Raw genomic sequence first — 22,975 nt, forward strand, 5'->3', positions numbered from 1 at the left:
ATATGTAGTAAATTCATCATTTTTCCCATTAAATATAAGAAAATCAATATCACATGGTTGTATATTATTTTCATGAATATATGTCTCGACAATCTTAAAATCTGCTCTTAAAATAGGGAGAAAAATCTCCATTAATTCTTCTGATTGAAGTACCCCAGATGGTGTACCTCCCATTGCAATAACTTCTCTTTTAAATTGTTCATTAGGAAGATTATATCGGATATTTTTTATTTTACTATTTGGATGGTTTCTACCGGATAAAACAAGAAATTCGGGTAATTCGTTATTAGAACCCTGTATTTTTCTAGCTACTTCATAAGCAATCAAACTCCCCATGCTATGCCCGAATAGAATGTACGGTGAAGCGTCTATTTGCTTAACTATACTAGTGTAGGCATCATTTACGGCCTCTTCCATACCTTGGTACAAGCTTTCTTCAATTCTATATCCTCTACCAGCTAATTCTATCGGGACTACTTCAATATATGGATTAAAGTAATTTTTCCATTTTGCGTAGTTAAACGCAGATCCCCCAGCATGTGGAAAGCAAAAAAGTTTAGTCTTCTGCATTGATTTTCTCCTTACTTTCAAATTTGTATATAGTTTGGCAAATTGTATAAATGTCTTTAATTATTATCTCTTGCGGAAATTCATCTCTTGTTGCACAAGCAGATAACTTATAATTTGGATCAATGTTATATTGTTTAAAGTAAAAGTTTTTAGGTATATTCTTGTATGAAATTGAAGTTCGTGATTCTTTTTTTATAGAGAATGAATTTAATGGGGTATAAAGCCCTTTTCCAATCGTTTTTATATAGCTTTCTTTTAATGTCCATAAATCATAAAAATAATTAATTTTTTCATCAGAATTCATATTAGATATATCATAAAATTCTTCCGCTGAAAAAAATTCTTTTGCTAATTTAAAAGCCTCTATTTCTGAAACTTTTTCTATATCAATACCCACGTTAAAATTAGCAGTAGTACAAACCACCCATTCTCCTGAATGAGACACATTAAAATGAAAGTCAGAAATTTTTTCAACAAAAGGTTTTCCATACTTATTATATATAAATCTAATTTCTTTATTATTAATTTTATACTTTTGGCAGATTAGAGATCGGATTAGTAAATCTCCTATTAGAGTTCTATTAATGTCGCATGAATTTAATAAACGCTTCATTCGTTCTTTCTTCTCATTTGAAACTAAGTTACTAAGTTGCTTAAGCAAATGACTTTCAATATTCTTTGGTATTTTCACAGCTTGAATTTGTATAATAAATCACTTCCTTTTTTAAAGAATTACTTCATATATGAACGTTACGGAAATTCAAATTAACTTTATTCTATTGCATATACAATAGAATAGGTGCATATTTACATATCAATGAAAATATGCACCTTTCCTCAGTAATATCATCAGGCATTCGCTTCTATTACAAAGATTTCATAGTATTTACATCATACTATGGGTAACTCATAAAGATTTCTATGTCTCTACCAATTACTTTTTACATTATCCCCTTAAAAAGTAATGCTCTTAATATATTCATTATTCCCTACACTTGATATGCAGGTATTGGTCTACCCTTTTCGTTCATTGCATTGCATCTTTTATACTCTCTACTTTTCCGTTAATAAAATGGATTTCTCTTTTATTCCTTCAAATTCATTTAGTAGATACATAGCTATTTTTTCAACTGCAGGTGAATCCACTATTTCTTCATGTGATCCAGGGACTGAATACCTATTTACTCTACCTTTTAATAAAGGTCCCCAATCTGTAAACAACTCTTTTCCTTCCTCAGCACTAAAGTAGAGAACTTCTCCAGAGTATGGTATTAAATCATGCTCTGCCATTAGGTTCAGGCATTTCCTATGCGCATTGATAACTTGCTTCAAATTGATAAGATCTGCATCAGGCGTGAGTACTCCTTCCATAATTAATTGCTCCACAAGCATATCTTGTTTATGGACAAGGTCTCCTTCCTGCTCAGTAAGATCTCTAGGAATGAAATGCTCATATATATATGAGAGCATATCCTCACTTGTTTTATGATCCTGCTTTGAAGGTACTTTAGTATCCATGAGTACCAACAACTCAACTTCCTCACCTTGATTCTTTAATACAGTTGCGATTTCATAAGCAATCGCACCGCCTAAAGACCATCCTCCAATACGATATGGACCTTCTGGCTGAACACGTTTTATTTCTTCGATGTAAAGTTGAATTACTTCCGGCAAAGTTAACTCGTCAATTTCTTTCTTTTCTATAAGAGGATTCTGTAAACCATAAAATGAACAACGGCTCTTAAGCAATCTTGCTAGTTGAATGTAACAGAATACATTACCCATAAACGGATGAACGCAGAAGAAAGGTCTTTTCTCTGATTCTTGTAGTGGAACTAGCGCTGCTACTGATTTCGTCATATCATGCTTATCACGAATAAGGCATGCGATTCCTTCCACTGTTGGATTCTTAATCAATGTAGACACCTTAATCTCTTTTCCAAACTTCTCCCTAATTTTTGAAACTAATTTAATTACAAGGAGAGAGTGTCCTCCTCTATTAAAGAAATCATCATTTACATAGACATCTTCTATCTGTAACACATCCTGCCAGATTTTAATCAACTGATATTCAATTTCATCCCTTGGAATGATTGGTGTAGAAAAGTTATTTTCTCTTAGAATAGTTAAATTGTTCAATGCCTTTCGATCAACTTTGCCATTCGTTGTAAGAGGAATCTCGTCTACCTTAATAAAGTGTGCGGGAACCATATAATTCGGTACTTGTGTCTTGAGATATTCACGCCAATCATGCATACTACCATCTCCAACTACATAAGCAACCAATCTCTGCTCTCCTAGCTTATCCTCTGTCACCAAAACTACTGCTTCTTTTACCAATGGATAACTCTCTAGATTTGCTTCAATCTCTTCAAGTTCAATACGGAATCCTCGAATTTTCACTTGATTATCAATTCTTCTCAAGTAATCTAAATTACCATCAGGTAAATAACGAACCAAATCTCCCGTACGATATAAACGCTCTTCTTCATTAAATGGATGACGGATGAATCTCTCTGCTGTTAATTCTGGGCGATTCAAGTATCCTCTCGCTATACCTGCACCACCAATATATAGCTCACCTGTTACACCAACTGGAACAGGTAACAAATTTTTATCCAATACATAAGTTTGAACGTTCGGCAACGGACGGCCAATTGTTACTCTCTTACTATCTTTTTTGATATGATAACACGTTGCATCAACCGTACATTCTGTAGGACCGTATACGTTATAAAAATCAATTTTTTCAGTCTCTACTAGCTGTTCCCATAATGACGGCATGATTGCTTCACCACCGACCAATATCTTGCTTGGTACATAAACATCAGCACTTATTTCTAGCAATCCTCCATCTATTAGTAACTGAAGTAATGAAGGTGTCATATCAAACATTTCCAATTTATTCTCCCTAATATAGGACACAAATTGTTCTGGATTAGTGCGAACTTCACTTGGAATAATATATAAACTTGAACCATAAAGCAGCATTTGTAATTGCTGAATAGATACATCAAAGGCAATTGATGCATTCAAACCGACGCGCATATTACTAGGTATCTCATGTGAGAAAACTTCTTTTTGTAAACCATATGATAGGTTTATTACAGAATGGTGCTGTACTAAAGCCCCCTTTGGATTCCCTGTCGAACCAGAAGTGTAGATAACATACGCTAAGTTTTCCCCTGTCATCTCACATGTTGGTGAAAGTTTGCTTTCTCGAGAAATCATGGCTTGATCCCTATCTAGGCAAACTACCTTGATGTCTTTAGGTATCCAGCCTAGTAATACTTCATTTGTAACTAACACTTTAATTCCTGTATCTTCTAAAATATATCGTAGGCGGCTTTCCGGATTCGATGGATCCAATGGAACATAGGCTGCTCCGGCCTTCCAAATTCCCATTAGACCAACAACCATCTCAACTGATCGATCAAAGCAAAGGCCAACTAATGACTCTGTCCCAATTCCACATTTCTGTAAATGATGGGCTAATTGATTAGCTCTTTCATTCAGCTCTCGATATGTTAGTTGCTGTTTTTCATCTACCACTGCCAACGCGTCAGGCGTACGATTTACTTGCTCTTCGAATAGTTGATGGATTGCATTCTCACGTGGATAGGATATAGTATTATTATTCCATTCTTCCAATAGCTTTCTTTGTTCAGCTTCCGTAATATATACTAGCTCCGATAGATTTTGATCAATGTTTTTGAGCATTTGCATTAACACTTTGTGTAAATGACCCAGCATTCGTTCAATGGTTACTCTATTAAACTTACTACGGTCATACATTAACTTTAACGATAACTGGATTCCTGGAACTACAGCTAACCCTAATGGGTAGTGGGTTTGTTCTACCCCTTCCAATTCACCAATTTCCAGATTTTCTGAAGACTCCTCTTTCACTGGATAATTTTCAAACACATATAAACTATTGAACAGCGGTATTCCTCTAGGAACTTCACTCCACGCCTGAATCTCTGTCAAAGAAGCATACTCATATTGTCTTCTTTCTATCTCTTCCTCTTGTATCTTCTGCAACCAATCTATTAATTTTATATCATCCATCAATTGAATTCGCGTCGGTGACGTTGTAATGAAAGGACCTACGATGTTTTCAACATCAATAATCTCCGTAGAACGCCCTGAGCTTGTTACACCAAAAACAATGTCATTTTCTCCACTATATCGGCTCATGAGATATGCCCATGCACCTTGAATTACTGTACTCAAAGTAAGTTTATTGCGTTTCGCCCATCCTTGTAACGCTTGAGTCTGCTCTTCTGATAAATACGTAACCTTCTCTGTGTAACCTTTTTCTTCCTCTTTACTTTCTAAGCCCAGTAAAGTTGGTGCAGTAAAACCTTTTAGCTTCTCTCTCCAGAATTGTTCCGCCTGCTCCTTATCTTGTTCTCTGAGCCATTGGATATATTTCTTATATGGTGAGGACTTAGGTAACTTCACAGCTTCTCCATTCATTCTCTTTTGATAGACTGTAAGTAATTCATTAAATACTAATGGTAAACTCCATCCATCCAGTAAAATATGGTGATGGGTCCAAACAATCCGATATTCTTCCTCACCTTCTTGAATGACTGTTACCCGCATCAATGGTGCTTCATCAAATTGGAAGGCTTGTTTTCGATCTAATTCCAAAAAGACTTTTCTTTTTTCCTCTATCTCTTCACTCGTCATTGTACGCCAGTCTTCTTTGTTCACTTTAAATGGGATATTTTCATACACCACTTGTACAGGTTCTTCAATTTCGTCCCATACAAATGCTGTACGAAAAATTTCATGCCGCTGAATTACAGATTTCCACGCCTGCTCAAATGTAGGAATATTCATTTTCCCTCGAATCATAAAACTCAATTGCACTATATACGGTGCAACATGTTCATCCCCTTGGTCATGCAATGTGTGGAAAATCATACCTTCTTGCAAAGGTGATAGTGGATATAAATCAGTAATCTGATTGTTCTTTCCGCGATGCATTTTGTTTAGTACATTTGTCAAACCTTCTTGGCTAAGATTAGCCATTGCAAAATCCGAAATGGTCAGTGCAGATTCTCTATCTGAAAATTGGATCAATGTACTCAGTTGATATAGCATATTCTGTGCAATACTTTGAATCGTTGATTTGGCAAATTGTCCAACATTGTATACCCAAGTGAATTGAAGTTTTCCATCCGTTACAACCCCAATTACATCAATTACATGCGATCGCTTGGAACCGGCAGCATGATCTAAACGCTTAAATTCGTTCTCTGGAATAAACATTGCATCGCTAGAAAACAATTGGTCAAATTGTCCAAGATAGTTAAAACTAATAGACGGTGTATATTGGAAGCTTAATTGCTCACACATTGTTGCGTTCATGTAACACAACACCCCATAATCAACACCCTTATTAGGAATTTTGCGAACTTGTTCTTTAACTGCTTTTAATGCTGCAATTGGCGTATTAGCATTAGTAATATTTAAATGAACTGGGTAAATACTTGTAAACCATCCCACGGTTCTCGATAAATCAACATCTTCAATAATCTCTTCTCGACCATGTCCCTCTAAATCTACGCTTAATATCGGCTGCCCCGTACATGCTGCTGTAGCTTGTACCAATGCTGCTAATAATACTTCATTGATTTGGACACGGTGAGTGCTTAAAGTCTCTTGCAATAACATACGGGTCTCATTCTCGTTTAACACCACAGTAATTTCCTCAGTTACTGCCCTTACTGGATTACTTATAGTACCATCTACTGGCAGTATAACTACGTCTTGTTCAGCCTGCTGCTCCCAGTAATGTAGCACTTCTTTTGATATTCCAGTTTCAGCATAATGTTGTAATTTCTCCGACCATTCTTTAAAAGATGTACTCTTCATAGGTAATTGAATTTTTTGTCCTTGGACTGCTTGCGTATACGCTGTTTGCAAATCTTCCAATAAAATTCGCCAAGAAACACCATCCACGGCTAAGTGATGAATTGTCCAAAATAATCGGCCAGTCTTCTCATCTTCATCAAAATACACCATTCTCATTAAAGGACCATCATGTAAATTCAATCTTTCTTGTGCAACATTAATCTCTTTTTGAATAACTTCATGCCAATCCGCTTCCGGCACTTCGTCTAATGAAATGACAGTCAGCATCAATTGTTCTTTAATTCCTTCATTCCACTGTTCCCAAGTCCCATTAGGTAAACGTTCATATCTTAAACGCAGGGCATCATGATGAAGTAGAAGGCTACGCGCTGCCTTTTCCAGTGATCCTATGTCCAATTTTTCTTTCGTTCTAAAGAACATGGATTGATTCCAATGATGTGGATTAGGATGATTTTGTGCAAAAAACCTTTGCTGAATAGGTGTAAGTATCGTCTCTCCAGTTATAATTCCTTGTTCAGCTTGTACACCTTGTTCTTCTTTGACTACTTGCGCCAACTCAGCAATCGTTTGGTGTTCAAATAGTTGTTTTGGTGTCAACTGTAAACCAGCTTGCTTTGCACGAGAGACAATCTGAATGCTAAGAATTGAATCTCCACCAATTTCAAAAAAGTTATCATAAATACCAATACGTTTTGAACCTAGCACACGTTCCCAAATGATAGAAAGCTTATGTTCACGTTCATTTCTTGGGGCCGCGTAGCCTTCTTGTGTTCCTTGATAATCTGGTATAGGTAACGATTTCCGATCAACCTTTCCATTTATGGTTAGCGGTAATTCTTTCATTTCGACAAAGTAGGAAGGTATCATATGGATTGGCAGTTTTGTTTTAAGATACTCTCGCCATTCTTCTAAACTACCTTCGCCCACTACATAAGCTACTAATCTCTTATCTCCCGACTGATTTTCCCTAACTATTACAACTACCTCTTTTACCAAGTCATGCTCTTGTAAAGTCGACTCAATCTCCCCAAGTTCGATTCGAAATCCTCTAATCTTCACTTGATTATCCATTCTTCCTAAGTAGTCTATATTACCATCTGGAAGATATCTCACAAGATCGCCTGTTCTATATAACCTCTCGCCTTCTTTGAATGGATGAGAAATAAATCGGTCGGATGTTAACTCTGGACGATTCAAGTACCCCCTTGCTAGACCTGCTCCTCCGATATAAAGTTCCCCCATCACACCAACTGGAACTGGTAACCTATTTCTATCTAATACATAAGTTTGGACGTTAGGCAATGGACGCCCAATTGTTACTCTCTTACTATCTTTTTTGATATGATAGCATGTTGCATCAACCGTACATTCTGTAGGACCATATACATTATAAAACTGTATTTTATCAGTCTCTACTAGCTGTTCCCATAATGACGGCATAATTGCTTCACCACCAACCAGTACCTTACTTGGAACATGAATGCCATCGCACGTTTCTAACAATCCGACATCTATAAGTAATTGAAGCAATGAAGGTGTTATATCAAAGATTTCTAACTTGTTCTCCCTAATATAAGCTACAAACTGCTCCGGATCACTTCGTACTTCATTTGGAATAATATACAAACTTGAACCATAAAGCAGCATTTGTAATTGCTGGATAGATGCATCAAAGGCAATTGACGCATTTAAACCGACATGCATGTTAGATGGTATCTCATGTTCGAAAACCTCTTTTTGTAAACCATGTGACAAGTTTAGTACAGAATGATGCTGTATCAAGACACCCTTTGGATTCCCCGTTGATCCTGAAGTATAGATAACATACGCTAAGGTTTCTCCTGTTACTTCACATTTTGGTGAAAGAATGCTTTCTTGTGAAATCATTGCTTGATCCCTATCTAGACAAACTATCTTCATTTCTTTAGGTATCCAGTCTTCCAATGACTCGTTCGTAACTAATACTTGAATTCCAGTGTCCTCCAAAATATATCGTAGGCGACTTTCTGGATATGATGGGTCTAATGGAACATAGGCTGCTCCAGCCTTCCAAATCCCCATAATACTAACAACCATCTCAACTGAACGCTCAAAGCAAAGTCCAACCAATGATTCATTCCCAATTCCGCATTGCTGAAGATAGTGGGCCAATTGATTAGCTTTTTCATTCAGCTCTCGATACGTTAACTGCTGTTTTTCATCTACCACTGCTACCGCATCAGGTGTACGATTTACTTGCTCTTCAAACAGCTGATGAATCGTACTTTCCTGTGGATATGCTACAGCATCATTATTCCACTCTTCCAACTGTTTTTGCTGTAATCCTGATAATATAGGCAACTTAGCTAATGATTTATCAGGATTCTCCACGATTACATTCAACCAGTTCCCAAAATGTTCAGCCATGGATTCAATAGTTAAGCTGTCAAATAAATCAGTTCTATAAACAAAAGTAAGTAATAAACCCTCTTCCACTTCTGCAGCAGTTAAACTTAAATCAAACTTAGCGATAGGGGCATTACTTTCCATTACTTCTATATTTCTTCCATGTAGTTCTGGTAGCTTCTGTCCCGTATTTTGCAAAGTAAACATGGTTTGGAAAATCGGAGAATGGCTTGTATTTCGTTCAGGTTGGATAACCTCTACAATTTTCTCAAACGGAACATCTTGATACTCATACGCCTTCAATGCTTTTATCCGCACTTGAGACAACAACTCTTGAAATGCCGGTGCATTACTTAAATCAGCTCGATAAACCAATGTATTGACAAAGAAACCAATCAGTCCTTCAATTTCTCGATAATTTCGATTTGCAATTGGGCTACCAACAATAATATCCGTTTGTCCCGTATAACGAGCAAGGAAACTTTGATACGCTGCCAATAAGGTCATGAAAAGTGTGGCCCCTTCTTGACGACTTAGTTCGTTTAATTTATCCAGTAATGAGCGCGATAACAAAACATTATGAGTTAATCCATGGTGGGTTTGCACTGGCGGACGCGGACGATCCATTGGCAACATTAAGACTGGTAACTCACCGGATAATTCTTCCTTCCAATACGCAAGTTGTTGATATAGTAATTCATCTCTCAACCATTCTCTTTGCCACTGAGCAAAATCGGCATATTGAACTGGTAGTGGTTCCAGCTCTGCTTGTTTTTCACCAATCGCATTCTCATAAAATGCCATCCATTCTTGAAGTAAGATTTCCATCGACCATCCATCTGAGATAATATGATGCATATTACACAGAAGAATCCATTCTTCTTCTGAAATTCTTATGAGTTTCCCACGGAACAATGGCCCTTGTTCTAAATCAAATGGAGATTCGACTTCAGTTTGAATCCATTGCTCCAACTTTCTTTCTCGCTCCTCTAATGAAAGCTTAGTTAAGTCCATTTGCAGAAGCGGACGGAAAACGTACGGTTGAATCTGCTGGATAGGATGGCCATCCTCTTCATAAAATACAGTCCGCAAAGATTCATGACGCTCTATCAACTGATTCCATCCCAACTCCAATGCCTCAGGTAACCAATTCCCTGTAAGACGGCATGCCATTGGCATATTATAAAGTGCACTATTAGGTGCAAATTGATCAATAAACCATAAGCGCTGTTGGGCATAAGACAGTGGAATATTTCCCCCTCGTTCTATCGGCATCAATGGTGGAATTTCTCGTTTTTCGCTCCCCTTACGTAACTGATCTATTCGTTTCGATAATGCCTCGACCGTTGAATATTCGAACAGTTCACGTACTGGCAATTTGATTTGAAAGACCTCCTGTAAGCGTGAGACCACTTGTGTAGCAAGTAGAGAGTGACCACCGAGCTCAAAGAAAGAATCCTGAACATCAATGTCTCTTATTCCTAGCACTTGACTCCACACTGAAGCAATAAGTTCTTCCAGCGGAGTTCTTGGGTATACAGTATTTTCAGCGGATTGTTCACTAAGTATAGGCAATACCTTCAAATCAAGTTTTCCATTCGGTGTAAGTGGTAAAAATTCCATCTCAATAAAGTTTGTTGGAACCATGTAATTAGGTAAATGTGTTTGTAGATGTTCTCGCCATTCATGGACACTTCCTTCACCAACTACATAAGCTACTAATCTCTTATCACCTTGATTATCCTCTCGCACCAATACAACAGCTTCTTTCACAGAAGAATGCGCCTGCAAAACAGCTTCTATTTCTCCCAATTCAATCCGGAAACCACGAATTTTCACTTGGTCATCTATACGTCCATGGAACTGGAGATTACCATCAGAAAGATAACTTGCTTTGTCTCCTGTATAATAGAGACGTTCTCCTGACTTGAAAGGATGTGGAATAAATTTTTCCTTTGTAAGATCCGGACGATTAGCATATCCACGTGCAAGACTCTTCCCTCCAATATAGAGATCTCCAATTACACCAATTGGTACTAGCTGAAGATGAGAATCTAACACATAAACTTCTGTATTCGCAATCGGTCGACCAATCGATGGCGTACCTGTTGTCACTCCTACAGGTACATAACAATCTGTGGTAACAACGGTATTTTCCGATGGACCATACTGATTAATTACTGCAAAAGGAATATCGTTAGATGGATACTGTGTTAATTGATCCCCACCAGTAATGATAAAACGAAGATCCGTTTTATCTGGCCAAGATAATTTCAAGAGTCTTTCCAGAATAGGCGTAGGTGCAAAACTAGCTGTTATTCGTGAATCAATGAGCCAGTCCCTTAGTGCTTCTGGATTAATTCTCAGTTCCTCTGTTGACAAGTAGAGTGCTGCACCAGCAGTTAGATACGGCCAAATCTCCTGGACAGCCGAATCAAAAGCAACCCCTGCAATCTGAGTCGCACGATCCTCTGCTGAAATACGATAAACTTCTTGATGCCAAGAAACCATATTCATTAATGAGCGATATTCAACCATAACACCCTTCGGTTTTCCTGTAGAACCAGAGGTATAGACAATATAGGCTAAGTTCTCTGGATTTATTTGACGTGTAGGTGCAATTACGCTTTCCACCGTTAATTCTTCTAACCTCACCATTTCGACGTGTGCGAAATGTCCTTCTTGTCCTTCCGCCGTTACTACAAATTGAATTCCTGCATCTTCAATCATGTATTCTAACCTTGATTTTGGATACAACGGGTCTAAAACAACATAAGCTCCACCAGCTTTTAAAATGCCTAGTAAACTTGCCATTAGCTCTGCTGACCTCGGAAGATAAACTCCCACCACTGACTCTGGGGCTACTCCCTTTCGCTGTAAAACATTTGCCAACTGATTTGCTTGTATATCCAGTTCACCATAAGTCCACTGTTTTGTTTGATCAACTATCGCAATCGCATCAGGACGCATTGCTACTTGCTCCTCAAATCTGTCGCAAATAAGACCCTGATGGGACATTTCCATTACAGTGTCATTCCATGTTTCTAATAACAAATTACGCTCGGGTTCCGATAGCATGCTCAGGTCATGCAACGGATTTTGTGGGCGATGAGAAACTTCATATAGCCATTTCTCAAAGTGTCCTGCCATCCGTTCAATAGTAGTAGCATTGAATAAATCCTTATTGTATTCAAAAGTAAAAAGTAATCCCTCTTCTGTCTCAACTGCCATCACACTTAAATCAAACTTTGCAATTGGACTATGGCTTTCTATCATTTCAATACTTCTACTAGATAACACCGGAAACTCTTGTTTCATATTTTGCAAGATGAACATAGTCTGGAAGATTGGCGAATGACTTGTACTTCGCTCCGGTTGCACAACTTCTACAATTTTTTCAAATGGGATATCTTGATATTCATACGCCTTCAATGCCTTTTGACGAACCTGATACAGTACATCTTGAAATGTCGGTCCACCACTCAAATTAGTTCGATAAACCAGCGTGTTAACGAAGAAACCAATTAGTCCTTCAATTTCTCTATAATTCCGATTCGCAATTGGGCTTCCGACCAAAATATCTTCTTGTCCCGTATAACGAGATAGAAAACTTTGATATGCAGCCAACAGCGTCATGAAGAGTGTAGCCCCTTCTTTTCGGCTAAGTTCATTCAATTTATCATGTAGCGTGCTTGGCAAAACTAGAGTGTATGTCGACCCGTGATGAGTTTGTATTGCAGGACGCGGGCGATCCATAGGAAGTTGGAGTACAGGAAGCTCCCCAGACAATTCTTCCCTCCAATATTGAAGTTGTTGATCAAGCACTTCCTCCTTCAGCCATCCTTTTTGCCACTGAGCAAAGTCGGCATATTGAACCGGTAATGGTTCAAGTTCCGCCACCTTTCCATCCGTTGCTTTCTCATAAAATTCCATCCATTCTTCAAGTAGGATTCCCATTGACCATCCATCTGAAATGATATGATGTAAAGTACAAAGGAGTATCCATTCTTCCTCTCCCACGTGCAAAATACTCGTCCTGATTAATGGACCCTCTGTTAAATCAAATGGCACTTCTGTTTCTTGTTGAATGAAACGTTTAACCTCTTCTTCTCGGTCTTCAGAAGAAAGCATAGTTAAATCCGTTTTCGGAATTGATTGAAAAGCATACGGTTTAATTTGCTGTACGGGTTGACCATTCACTTCTTGAAAGACCGTCCGCAGTGATTCATGACGTTCTATTAGTTGATTCCATCCCGTTTCCAATGCTTCAAGTAGCCAATTCCCTGTAAGACGGCATACCATTGGCATATTGTAAAGGGCACTATTAGGTGTAAATTGATCAATAAACCATAAACGTTGTTGGGCATAAGATAGTGGAATAGCTTCTCCTCGCTCCATCTGTATTAGTGGCGGAATCTCTCGTTTTTTATCTCCTTTACGTAGCTGTTCTAATCGCTTTGCCAGTGACTCCACCGTTGTATATTCAAATAGTTCACGTACTGGTAATTCGATTTGAAAAATTTCCTGTAAACGTGACACTACTTGAGTAGCTAGTAGTGAATGACCACCGATTTCAAAAAAGGAATCCTGCACACTAATATTTTTTATTCCTAACACTTGGCTCCAAACGGAAACAATGAGCTCCTCCACTGGTGTTCGTGATGAAGTAATATCTTCACTTATGAACTGTTCTTCTAATTCCAATAATGCTTTCCGATTCACTTTACCATTTGGAGTGAGTGGCATACCTTCAATTTGGAAAAAGTATGCCGGAACCATATAATGTGGTAATTGCTTCTTGAGATATTCACGCCACTCTCCAGTATCCCCTTCACCCACTACATAAGCTACTAACTGCTTATCTCCTGGTCGATCTTCCTTCACCAACACGACTGCCTCTTTTACAGATGAGTGATCATGTAAAGCTGCTTCAATTTCTCCCAATTCAATTCGGAATCCTCTAATTTTAACTTGGTTATCTATTCTTCCAATATATTCTAAGTTACGATCATTCATATATCTCACCAAGTCACCCGTTCGATATAATCGTTCCCCGTCCTTAAAAGGATGCGGAATAAAACGTTCAGTAGTTAAATCCGGTCGATTGAAGTAGCCACGTGCCAATCCTACTCCTCCAAGGTAAAGTTCCCCTGCCACACCAATCGGGACCACTTGTTGATATTGATCTAACACATACAACTCTGTATTATCAATCGGACGACCAATCGGAATAAGCATTGCCTCTTTTTCTAAATCACAATCGTAATAAGTCACATCCACAGTCGCTTCAGTAGGACCATACAAGTTAATTAACTTTGTTTGCTGAACATTGTAAAAGATCCCCTTAAACCGGCGAACCTGCTCAGTGTTTAACGCTTCTCCACTAGTAAAAACTTGAATTAAAGACGATACATCCCTTTTCGAATTATATAGTTCCATATAATCTAAAAAAGTAGATAACATCGACGGAACAAAGTGCATGGTGGACACACGATATCGTTCAATATACTCATCAATCACCGCAGGATCTTTCTCTCCTCCTGGTGGAAGTAAACAAACACGTGCTCCTACAAATGACCACCAAAATAATTCCCAGACAGAAACATCAAATGAAAACGGTGTCTTTTGTAGGATTGTATCCTCCTCGGACAATGGGTATTTTTTCTGCATCCACTGTAGACGGTTGATAACGGAATGATGTTCAATCATTACCCCCTTTGGATTTCCCGTCGAACCCGAAGTGTATATAATATAGGCTAAGTTATTTGCTGTTACTCCACTCACCGGAGCTAAATTACTCTCTTTAGAAATCATTACTTGATCCCGGTCTAAACAAATTGCTCGAATATCTTTAGGTAACCAGTCCTGTAGTGCCTCTTTTGTTAACAGCACTTGAATTTGTGAATTCTCCAAAATGTATCTCAGGCGGTTTTCGGGATAACTTGGGTCCAGTGGGACATAAGCCCCACCTGCTTTCAAAATCCCAAAGAGACCAATAATCATATCAGGAGAACGTTCAATACATATACCGACTAATGATTCAGGTCCGATACCTCGTTTTTGTAGAAAATGTGCCAATTGATTCGATTTTTCATTCAGTTCTTGATACGTTAGCTTTCCACCCTCATAAACTACCGCCACTGCATTAGGTGTCCGTGCAACTTGCTGCTCAAATAGCTCATGAATCATACAATCATGACCATAAACTACGTCCGTATCATTCCATTCTTCTAGGAGTTGTTTTTGCTCAGTATCCGATAACATTGACAGCTTTGTATATGATTCATCTGGATGATACGTGATTTCATTTAGCCAGTTCTCAAAATGTCCTGCCATACGTGCAATGGTACTACTATCAAATAAATCCGTGTTGTATTCAAATGAGACGAATAGACCTTCTTCCACTTCATAGGCAGTTAAGCTCAAATCAAATTTAGCAATAGACATATTACTTTCTACCATTTCAATACTTCTATCAGGCAAATCTAGTCGTTCTTGTTTTATATTTTGTAGCGTAAACATGGTCTGAAATATAGGGGAATGACTCGTGCTTCGTTCAGGTTGCACAGCTTCTACCACTTTTTCAAATGGTATATCTTGATATTCGTAAGCTTTTAACGCCTTTTTCTTTGTTTGGTTCAAAATCTCTCGAAAAGTAGGGATGCCACTCAAATCTGATCGGTAAACCAACGTATTAACAAAGAAACCAATTAATCCTTCTACTCCCTTATGGTTCCGATTTGCAATCGGACTACCAACTAGAATATCTTTTTGTCCCGTATAACGAGCAAGAAAGCTCTGGTATGCGGCCATTAAAGTCATAAATAAAGTAGATCCTTCTTGTCGACTTATATCCTTCAATTGACTAAGCAATTTATAAGGAAAAATTACGTGATGCGTAGCCCCAGAGTAAGTCTGCTTAACCGGTCGAGGTCGATCCACTGGCAGTTGTAAAATAGGAAGCTCACCAGATAATTCTTCTTGCCAATACGTAAGCTGACGATTTAGCACATCACCTTGCAACCACTCCTTTTGCCACTTCGCAAAGTCTGCATATTGAATGGATAATGAACTTAATTTAGCAGGATTTCCGCCCGTTTCTTCTTCATAGAAAGCAAGTAATTCATTCATGAATATACCAATGGACCAAGCATCAGAAATAATATGATGCATCGTACACAGTAATAACCATTCATCCTTCTCTAATTGAACAAGCTGATTACGAACTAAAGGACCATTCATTAAATTAAATGGTTCTTGCGCTTCTCTCGCAATTAAACTATCTACCTCTTTTTCTTTTACTTCTAGAGGAAGTTGAGAGTAATCTCTTACAGGTAATGCTCTAGGAAGGAATTCGACAATTTGTTGCACAGGTTGTTCTCCTACTTCTTTAAAAACAGTTCGTAATGATTCATGGCGTTCAATGAGTCGATTGAATCCCTTTTCTAATGCTTCAGGTATCCAATTTCCTTTTAGATGCCATACCGTTGGAATATTATATAAAGAACTATTTGGATTAAATCTGTCCATAAACCACAAACGTTGTTGTGCATAAGACAACGGGAGTGCTTCTTTATTCTCCTTTTTTTGCATTTGCTTCTGAAGCCATGCTCTCTTCTCAGGAGAAAGTGAACTCAGCTTTGCAAGTAAATCACTTCTCATTTTTTTACCCCTTCCTCAATCAAATTACTCTCGAATATCCCTTGTGCTTCTTCCTCTGATAGCTCTTCTAATTGCTTAAGTAGTTCCAGTAATTCTTCATCATTACTCACTTCTGCTTCTTTTTGAATATAGTCTTGAAGACTTACATTCTCCTTACTACCCTTCTGCATTTCTTGATTTTTGTTATCGAGCAATTGATCAATCTGTTCTGCCAATTGCTCCACCGTATGAAACATAAATAAATCATGCAATGGTATGTCGATTCCAAAAGTCTCTTTAAGATTAGAAACAGCTTGCGTAGCAAGTAATGAATGGCCACCAATTTCAAAAAACGAATCCTGAATTCCGATGTTTTCCATACCTAAAACTTCATGCCATATCGAAACGATTGTTTTTTCCGTAGACGTACGAGGAGCAATATAACCACTTGCTATCTCCTGTTTCTCTGGTGCTGGTAAAGCCTTCCTATCAATTTTCCCATTAGGAGTGAGTGGAAATGCATTTAATCCAACAAAATAGGCTGGGATCATATAATTTGGTAGTTGATCCTTGAGATAATCACGCCACTTTTGAGCATCTCCGTCTCCTACAACATAGGCAATCAAACGTGGGTCGCCAGGATAATCTTCCCGCACCATCACAATAGCTTCGTTAACTAGTGTATGCCTTTGTAATATCGCTTCAATTTCTCCTAGTTCAATCCGGAACCCACGAATTTTCACCTGATGATCGATTCGCCCAACATACTCCAAATTTCCATCCGGCAAATACCTTACTAAATCTCCAGTCCGGTATATTCGCTCTCCTTCTTTAAACGGATGCGGTATAAAACGATTTTTCGTTAAGTCAGGGCGCTTTAAATATCCACGTGCTAATCCTGATCCACCAATGTACAACTCACCAACTACACCAATTGGAACCATTTTTTGTTCAGCACTTAGTACATATACTTCTGTATTGAATATTGGTTTACCAATCGGTGGGACCCTATGCATGACACCCTTTTCTAATTCCATATACGTGGAATACGTAGTATCTTCGGACGGTCCATATAGGTTGTACACCTTTTCAATCGTATTTCTCTCGTATAAATCTTGAACAAGCGAATATGGCAATGGTTCTCCAGCCAAATTCATCACCTTTACCGAAGAAGGTATTGTTTTTGCTCGAACCAGTTCCTTTGCTGCCGATGGCACAGTATTAACCAAAGTCACACCTTTGGAAGACAACTTCTCTAGATGTAGAGCATTTTCAGCGACAATCACCTTACCACCCATCGTTAAGGGAACAAATACTTCAAAAACGGATAAATCAAAAGATAGCGAAGTTGAAGCTAACACTCCCGCTAATTCCTTTCGGGAATACGTGTGGTGCGCCCAATGAATCATTGTTACTGTATTCCTGTGCTCAATCATTACTCCCTTTGGATTTCCAGTGGAACCTGAAGTATAGATAATATAGGCTAAGTTATCGCCCGTCACTTCACTCGTACATACCGTAGTTACTTCTTGTTCTATTTCTGCTCGATTACGATCAATACAAATCACGTTGACGAATTTAGGTATAACCATTTTTTGTTGTAACTTTTCCTGCGTCACCAGTACCTTTATTTGAGCATCTTCTAAAATGTACTGCAGTCGACTTTCCGGATACGCTGGATCAATTGGGACATATGCTCCTCCCGCCTTCATAATTCCTAAAAGACCGACAATCATCTCGGATGAACGTGTAACGCAAACCCCAACTAATGATTCGCATGTTACACCATTTTTTTGTAAATAATGTGCCAACTGATTCGAGCGTTCGTCCAACTCTCGATATGTTAGTTCTTCATCTTCGCACACTACTGCAATTGCTTCTGGTGTTTTTTTCACCTGTTCTTCAAACATTGTATGAATCGTACTTTCTTCCATATCTATAACACGCGATTTATTCCATTCCTCTAGTAGTTGCTTATATTCTACTTTCGATAACATATTCAGTTCTGATAGTACACATTTTGGATGAGAGACAATTTGATTTAACCAATGTTTAAAATGACTTGCCATACGTTCAATGGTTGTATCATTAAACAAATCAGTATTATATTCAAAGGTTAGTGATAATCCTTCTTCCGTCTCAGAAGCAAATAAACTCAAATCAAATTTGGCAACAGAAGCATGGCTTTCCATGAGTTCCATTTGTCTTTCAGATAGCTGAAGAAACTCTTGTTTCGTATTCTGTAAAGTAAACATAGTTTGGAATATTGGTGAATGACTTGTATTCCGTTCAGGTTTTACGGATTCTACCACTTTCTCAAATGGGATGTCCTGATACTCGTATGCTTTTAGCGCTTTTTTTCTTACCTGCGACAAAAGTTCTTGGAACGTCGGATTTTCACTGAAATCAGCTCGATAAACCAACGTGTTTGCAAAGAATCCTATTAATCCCTCAATCTCTTTCACATTTCGATTAGCGATTGGGCTTCCAACTATAATGTCGTCCTGTCCTGTATAACGAGAAAGGAAGCTTTGATACGCTGCCATCAATGTCATAAATAAAGTGCATCCTTCTTGCAGACTTAAATCTTTGAGCTTTTCCTGTAGGGAATTCGCCACTATTAAGGACTGACTTGCACCACGATGGGTTTGAACTGCAGGTCGAGGACGATCCATCGGTAATTGTAAAACCGGTAGTTCCCCAGATAATTCTTCCTTCCAATATTGAAGGTGCTGATTCAAATTCTCCTCTTTTTGCCATTCCTTCTGCCACATGACAAAATCTGCATATTGGATAGATAACTCCTTCAATTCCACTGGTTTTCCGGTTAGTGCTCCTTCATAAAAAGCCATCCATTCTTCAAGTAAGATTCCCATTGACCATCCATCTGAAATAATATGATGCATCGTACAAATGAGAACCCATTCTTCCCTGTCCACTTTCAATATTCTTGTTCGAATCAGAGGACCTTGTCCCAAATGAAATGGTTCCTCCGCCTCGTTTTGAATAAGGCGTTTCATTTCTCTTTCCCTATCTTCCAAAGAAAGATCTGTTAGATTCGTTTGAGGAATATGTCTGAACACATGAGATTGAACCTGTTGAAAAGGTTCATCCTCTTGTTCTAGAATTGTCGTCCTTAATGATTCATGACGCTCCAACAATTGATTCCATCCGACCTCCAATGCTTCAATTGACCATTTACCTGTTAAGCGACACGCTGCATGAATATTGTACATCGCACTATTTGGCATTAATTGATCAATAAACCATAGACGTTTCTGCGCATAGGAAAGTGGGATAACTTCTTCTCGTTTCATAGGTACAAGAGGAGCAACCTCTCGTTCTTTATCTTCTTTTCGTAACTGATCCACTCGTTTCGCCAATGCTTCCACTGTATCGTGCTTGAAAAGTTCACGTAATGGAATTTTAATTTGGAACAGTTCTTGTAACCGAGAGACGATTTGAGTAGCAAGTAGTGAGTGCCCACCACGTTCAAAGAAGGAATCCTGAATACTAATATTTTCTATCCCTAACACTTGACCCCAAACCGAGGCAATAAGCTCTTCCGATGGCGTCCGAGGTAGAACATTTAAATCTCCAATAGCTTGCTCATCAGGTATTGGCAAGGCCTTTCGGTCAATTTTCCCATTCGGAGTAAGCGGGAAGTGTTCTAACTCTACAAAGTGCGCTGGAATCATATGATTCGGTAATTGTTTTTGTAAATACTCTCTCCACTCCTCGGTATTTTCATCGCTTATTACATATGCAACCAATCGTTGATCACCTGGACGATCTTCTCTAACTAATACGACAGCCTCTTTAATAAACGAATATTTTTCTAAAGTGGCTTCAATTTCTCCTAATTCAATCCTAAAACCACGCATTTTGACTTGATGGTCCATTCTACCTATAAATTCTATATTTCCATCAGTTAGATATCTTACTGAATCTCCTGTTCGATATAGTCGTTCCCCCAATTGGAATGGATGCGAAACGAATTTTTCAGCAGTAAGATTCGGACGATTTAAGTATCCACGTGCTAAACCAGCACCACCAATATATAACTCACCCTCAATTCCTATTGATTGCAAGCGTTGATTTTGGTCTAATACATATAATTGCGTGTTCTGTATTGGCTGTCCAATAGAAACAAATTCTTGATTAGGCTGAATATCAAATGCATTCACATAAATAGTGGCTTCAGTTGGTCCATAAAAGTTGGTTAATTTCACTTGTCCACTATAATTCCATTTCTGTTGAAATCGTCTAACTAACCCTGAACTTAGTTCTTCTCCACCAGAAAATACATGGCGTACGGACGAACAATTCATGTTCAATTCAATACGATTGAAGTGATCTAAGAAAACAGATAACATTGAAGGTACAAATTGAACTATAGTAACCTGATGTTGTTTAATCACTTCAGCTATAATAGAAGGATCTTTTTCTCCACCTGGAGGTAAGAAAGATACACTGGCACCAACGTGAATGCCCCAAAACAATTCCCAAACAGAGACATCAAATGAGAATGGCGTTTTCTGCAAGACCACATCCTTTTCAGAAAGCGGATATTTATGTTGCATCCATTCTAGATAATTAATTACTGAATGATGCTCAATCATTACTCCCTTTGGATTCCCTGTAGATCCTGAAGTATACATAACATACGCTAAATTTTCTCCTGTTACACCACTTATACATGGGGTTGATTCTTCTTTTTCAATTGCAGTGTAATCTTTATTCATACAAATCGTTTCTATATTTTCAGATACAAACAAATTTTTAGAATTCTCTTCCGTCACTAGTACTTCGATTCCAGCATCCTCTAATATATATCGAAGCCGACTCTCTGGATAAGTAGGGTCAAGTGGAACATACGCTGCTCCTGATTTTAGAATACCTAATAACGCTATCATCATTTGTAATGAACGTTCCATATATACTCCAACTAGAGACTCTGGGCCTACACCATGCTTTTGTAAATAATGAGCTAGCTGATTTGCACGCTTCTCCAACTCTTTATAGGTAATTTGTTCATTTTCGTAACTAGCCGCGATTGCTTCCGGTGTTTTTTTAACTTGCTCCTCAAACATCGTATGAATCATGCCTTCAGCCGAATAATTAACTTGAGTATGATTCCATTCCTCTAGTAACTGTATCTGTTCTTCTTCTGTTAAATGAGTAATTTCAAATAGTTTTGAATCTAGGCTCTTCGTCATCTGAATTAATATTTGCAATAAGTGATTCTGAATCAGATTTATTGTTTCTTCATTAAAATAGCTTCGATCATACATCAACTTTAAAGTAATTTTCTTACCGGGCATTACAATGAGTGTTAAAGGATAATTTGTTTGTTCCGTGCTTGTAACATCTAGTAATCTTAAATCATCATTTCTCTCACCTTGAATTGGATAATTTTCAAACACATACAAGGTATGAAATAAGGAGCTATTTCGCGGAACCTCACTCCAGCCTTGAATATCTATCAACGAATTATACTCATACTGTCTTCGTTCCATTTCTTTCATTTGTATTTTACGAAGCCAATCTACTACTGATGTATTATCCGTTAATCGAATTCTGGTAGGTAATGTGTTAATAAATAGCCCCACCATATTCTCTGCTCCCATTAAATCAGTAGGACGCCCAGCGCTAGTTACGCCAAATACGACGTCACTGTCACCGCTATACCTACTCATCAAATAAGCCCATGCACCTTGTACTAACGTATTCAACGTTAATCGACTATTTCGTACCCACTCTTGTAAACTCTCAGTAAGTTCCTCAGATACTTGATAAGCACATTCTCCATAACCCTTCTCTTGTCCTTGTTCCTTTCTTTCCATTGCTAATGGAGTAGGTGCATAGAACCCTTTTAATTCTTCTTTCCAAAATTCCTCTGCTTGACTTTGATCTTGTTTATTTATCCATTGAATATATTTTTTATAAGGAAGAGGTTTAGGAAGATTCAACAATTCTCCCTTTATCATCTTGAGATAAACTTCCATCACTTCACTAAAGACCAATGACACACTCCATCCATCTAGCAAAATATGATGATGTGTCCAAATAATTCTCGTTTCCTCTTTTGCCTCTTTAATCGCAGTGACTCTCATCAATGGTGCTTCATCCAATAAAAATCCTTTTCTACGATCTACATTCAAAAACTGTTGTAATTTCTTCGCCCTTTCATCATGTGGATAGGTGCTCCAATCCTCTTGATGAATAGTAAAAGGAAGACGTTGGTAAACCGCTTGTAGTGGTTTTTCTACTTCCTCCCACACAAATACTGAACGTAAAACCTCATGTCGATGAATAACATATTCCCAGGCCTTTTCAAAAGTAGCAATATCCAATTGCCCCCCGAGCAAGAAGCCTACTTGTACAATATAGGAAAATGAATGTTCATCATCTTGATCGTATAAAGTATGAAACAGTATTCCTTTTTGCAAAGGTGATAAACCATAAATATCAATAACGTCTCCCATTT

The 22,975-nt window shown here is 38.0% G+C and carries 4 protein-coding genes; all 4 read right to left on the reverse strand.

All coding sequences use genetic code 11. The annotated features are described in order from the left end of the window. Positions 1 to 570, reverse strand: a 570-nt coding sequence (locus DN403_RS09665; protein ID WP_149185425.1) for a thioesterase II family protein, incomplete at its 3' end; no start/stop codon positions are given. Then, a complete protein-coding gene (locus DN403_RS09670) occupies positions 557 to 1,261 on the reverse strand; it encodes a 4'-phosphopantetheinyl transferase family protein (protein ID WP_000701224.1) in 705 nt (234 codons plus the stop codon). The genes DN403_RS09670 and DN403_RS09665, both read right to left, overlap by 14 nt. A 362-nt stretch (positions 1,262 to 1,623) precedes the next feature. Continuing rightward, positions 1,624 to 16,506 (reverse strand): non-ribosomal peptide synthetase, encoded by a 14,883-nt coding sequence (locus DN403_RS09675; protein ID WP_141550221.1) that lies wholly within the window; start codon positions 16,504 to 16,506, stop codon positions 1,624 to 1,626. Beyond that, positions 16,503 to 22,973 (reverse strand): non-ribosomal peptide synthetase, encoded by a 6,471-nt coding sequence (locus tag DN403_RS09680; RefSeq protein ID WP_098437192.1) that lies wholly within the window; start codon positions 22,971 to 22,973, stop codon positions 16,503 to 16,505. The genes DN403_RS09675 and DN403_RS09680 overlap by 4 nt, the downstream gene beginning before the upstream one ends. Positions 22,974 to 22,975: the final 2 nt, after the last annotated feature.

The sequence above is a fragment of the Bacillus sp. AY2-1 genome, from assembly GCF_008368965.1.
Classification (GTDB): domain Bacteria; phylum Bacillota; class Bacilli; order Bacillales; family Bacillaceae_G; genus Bacillus_A; species Bacillus_A thuringiensis_S.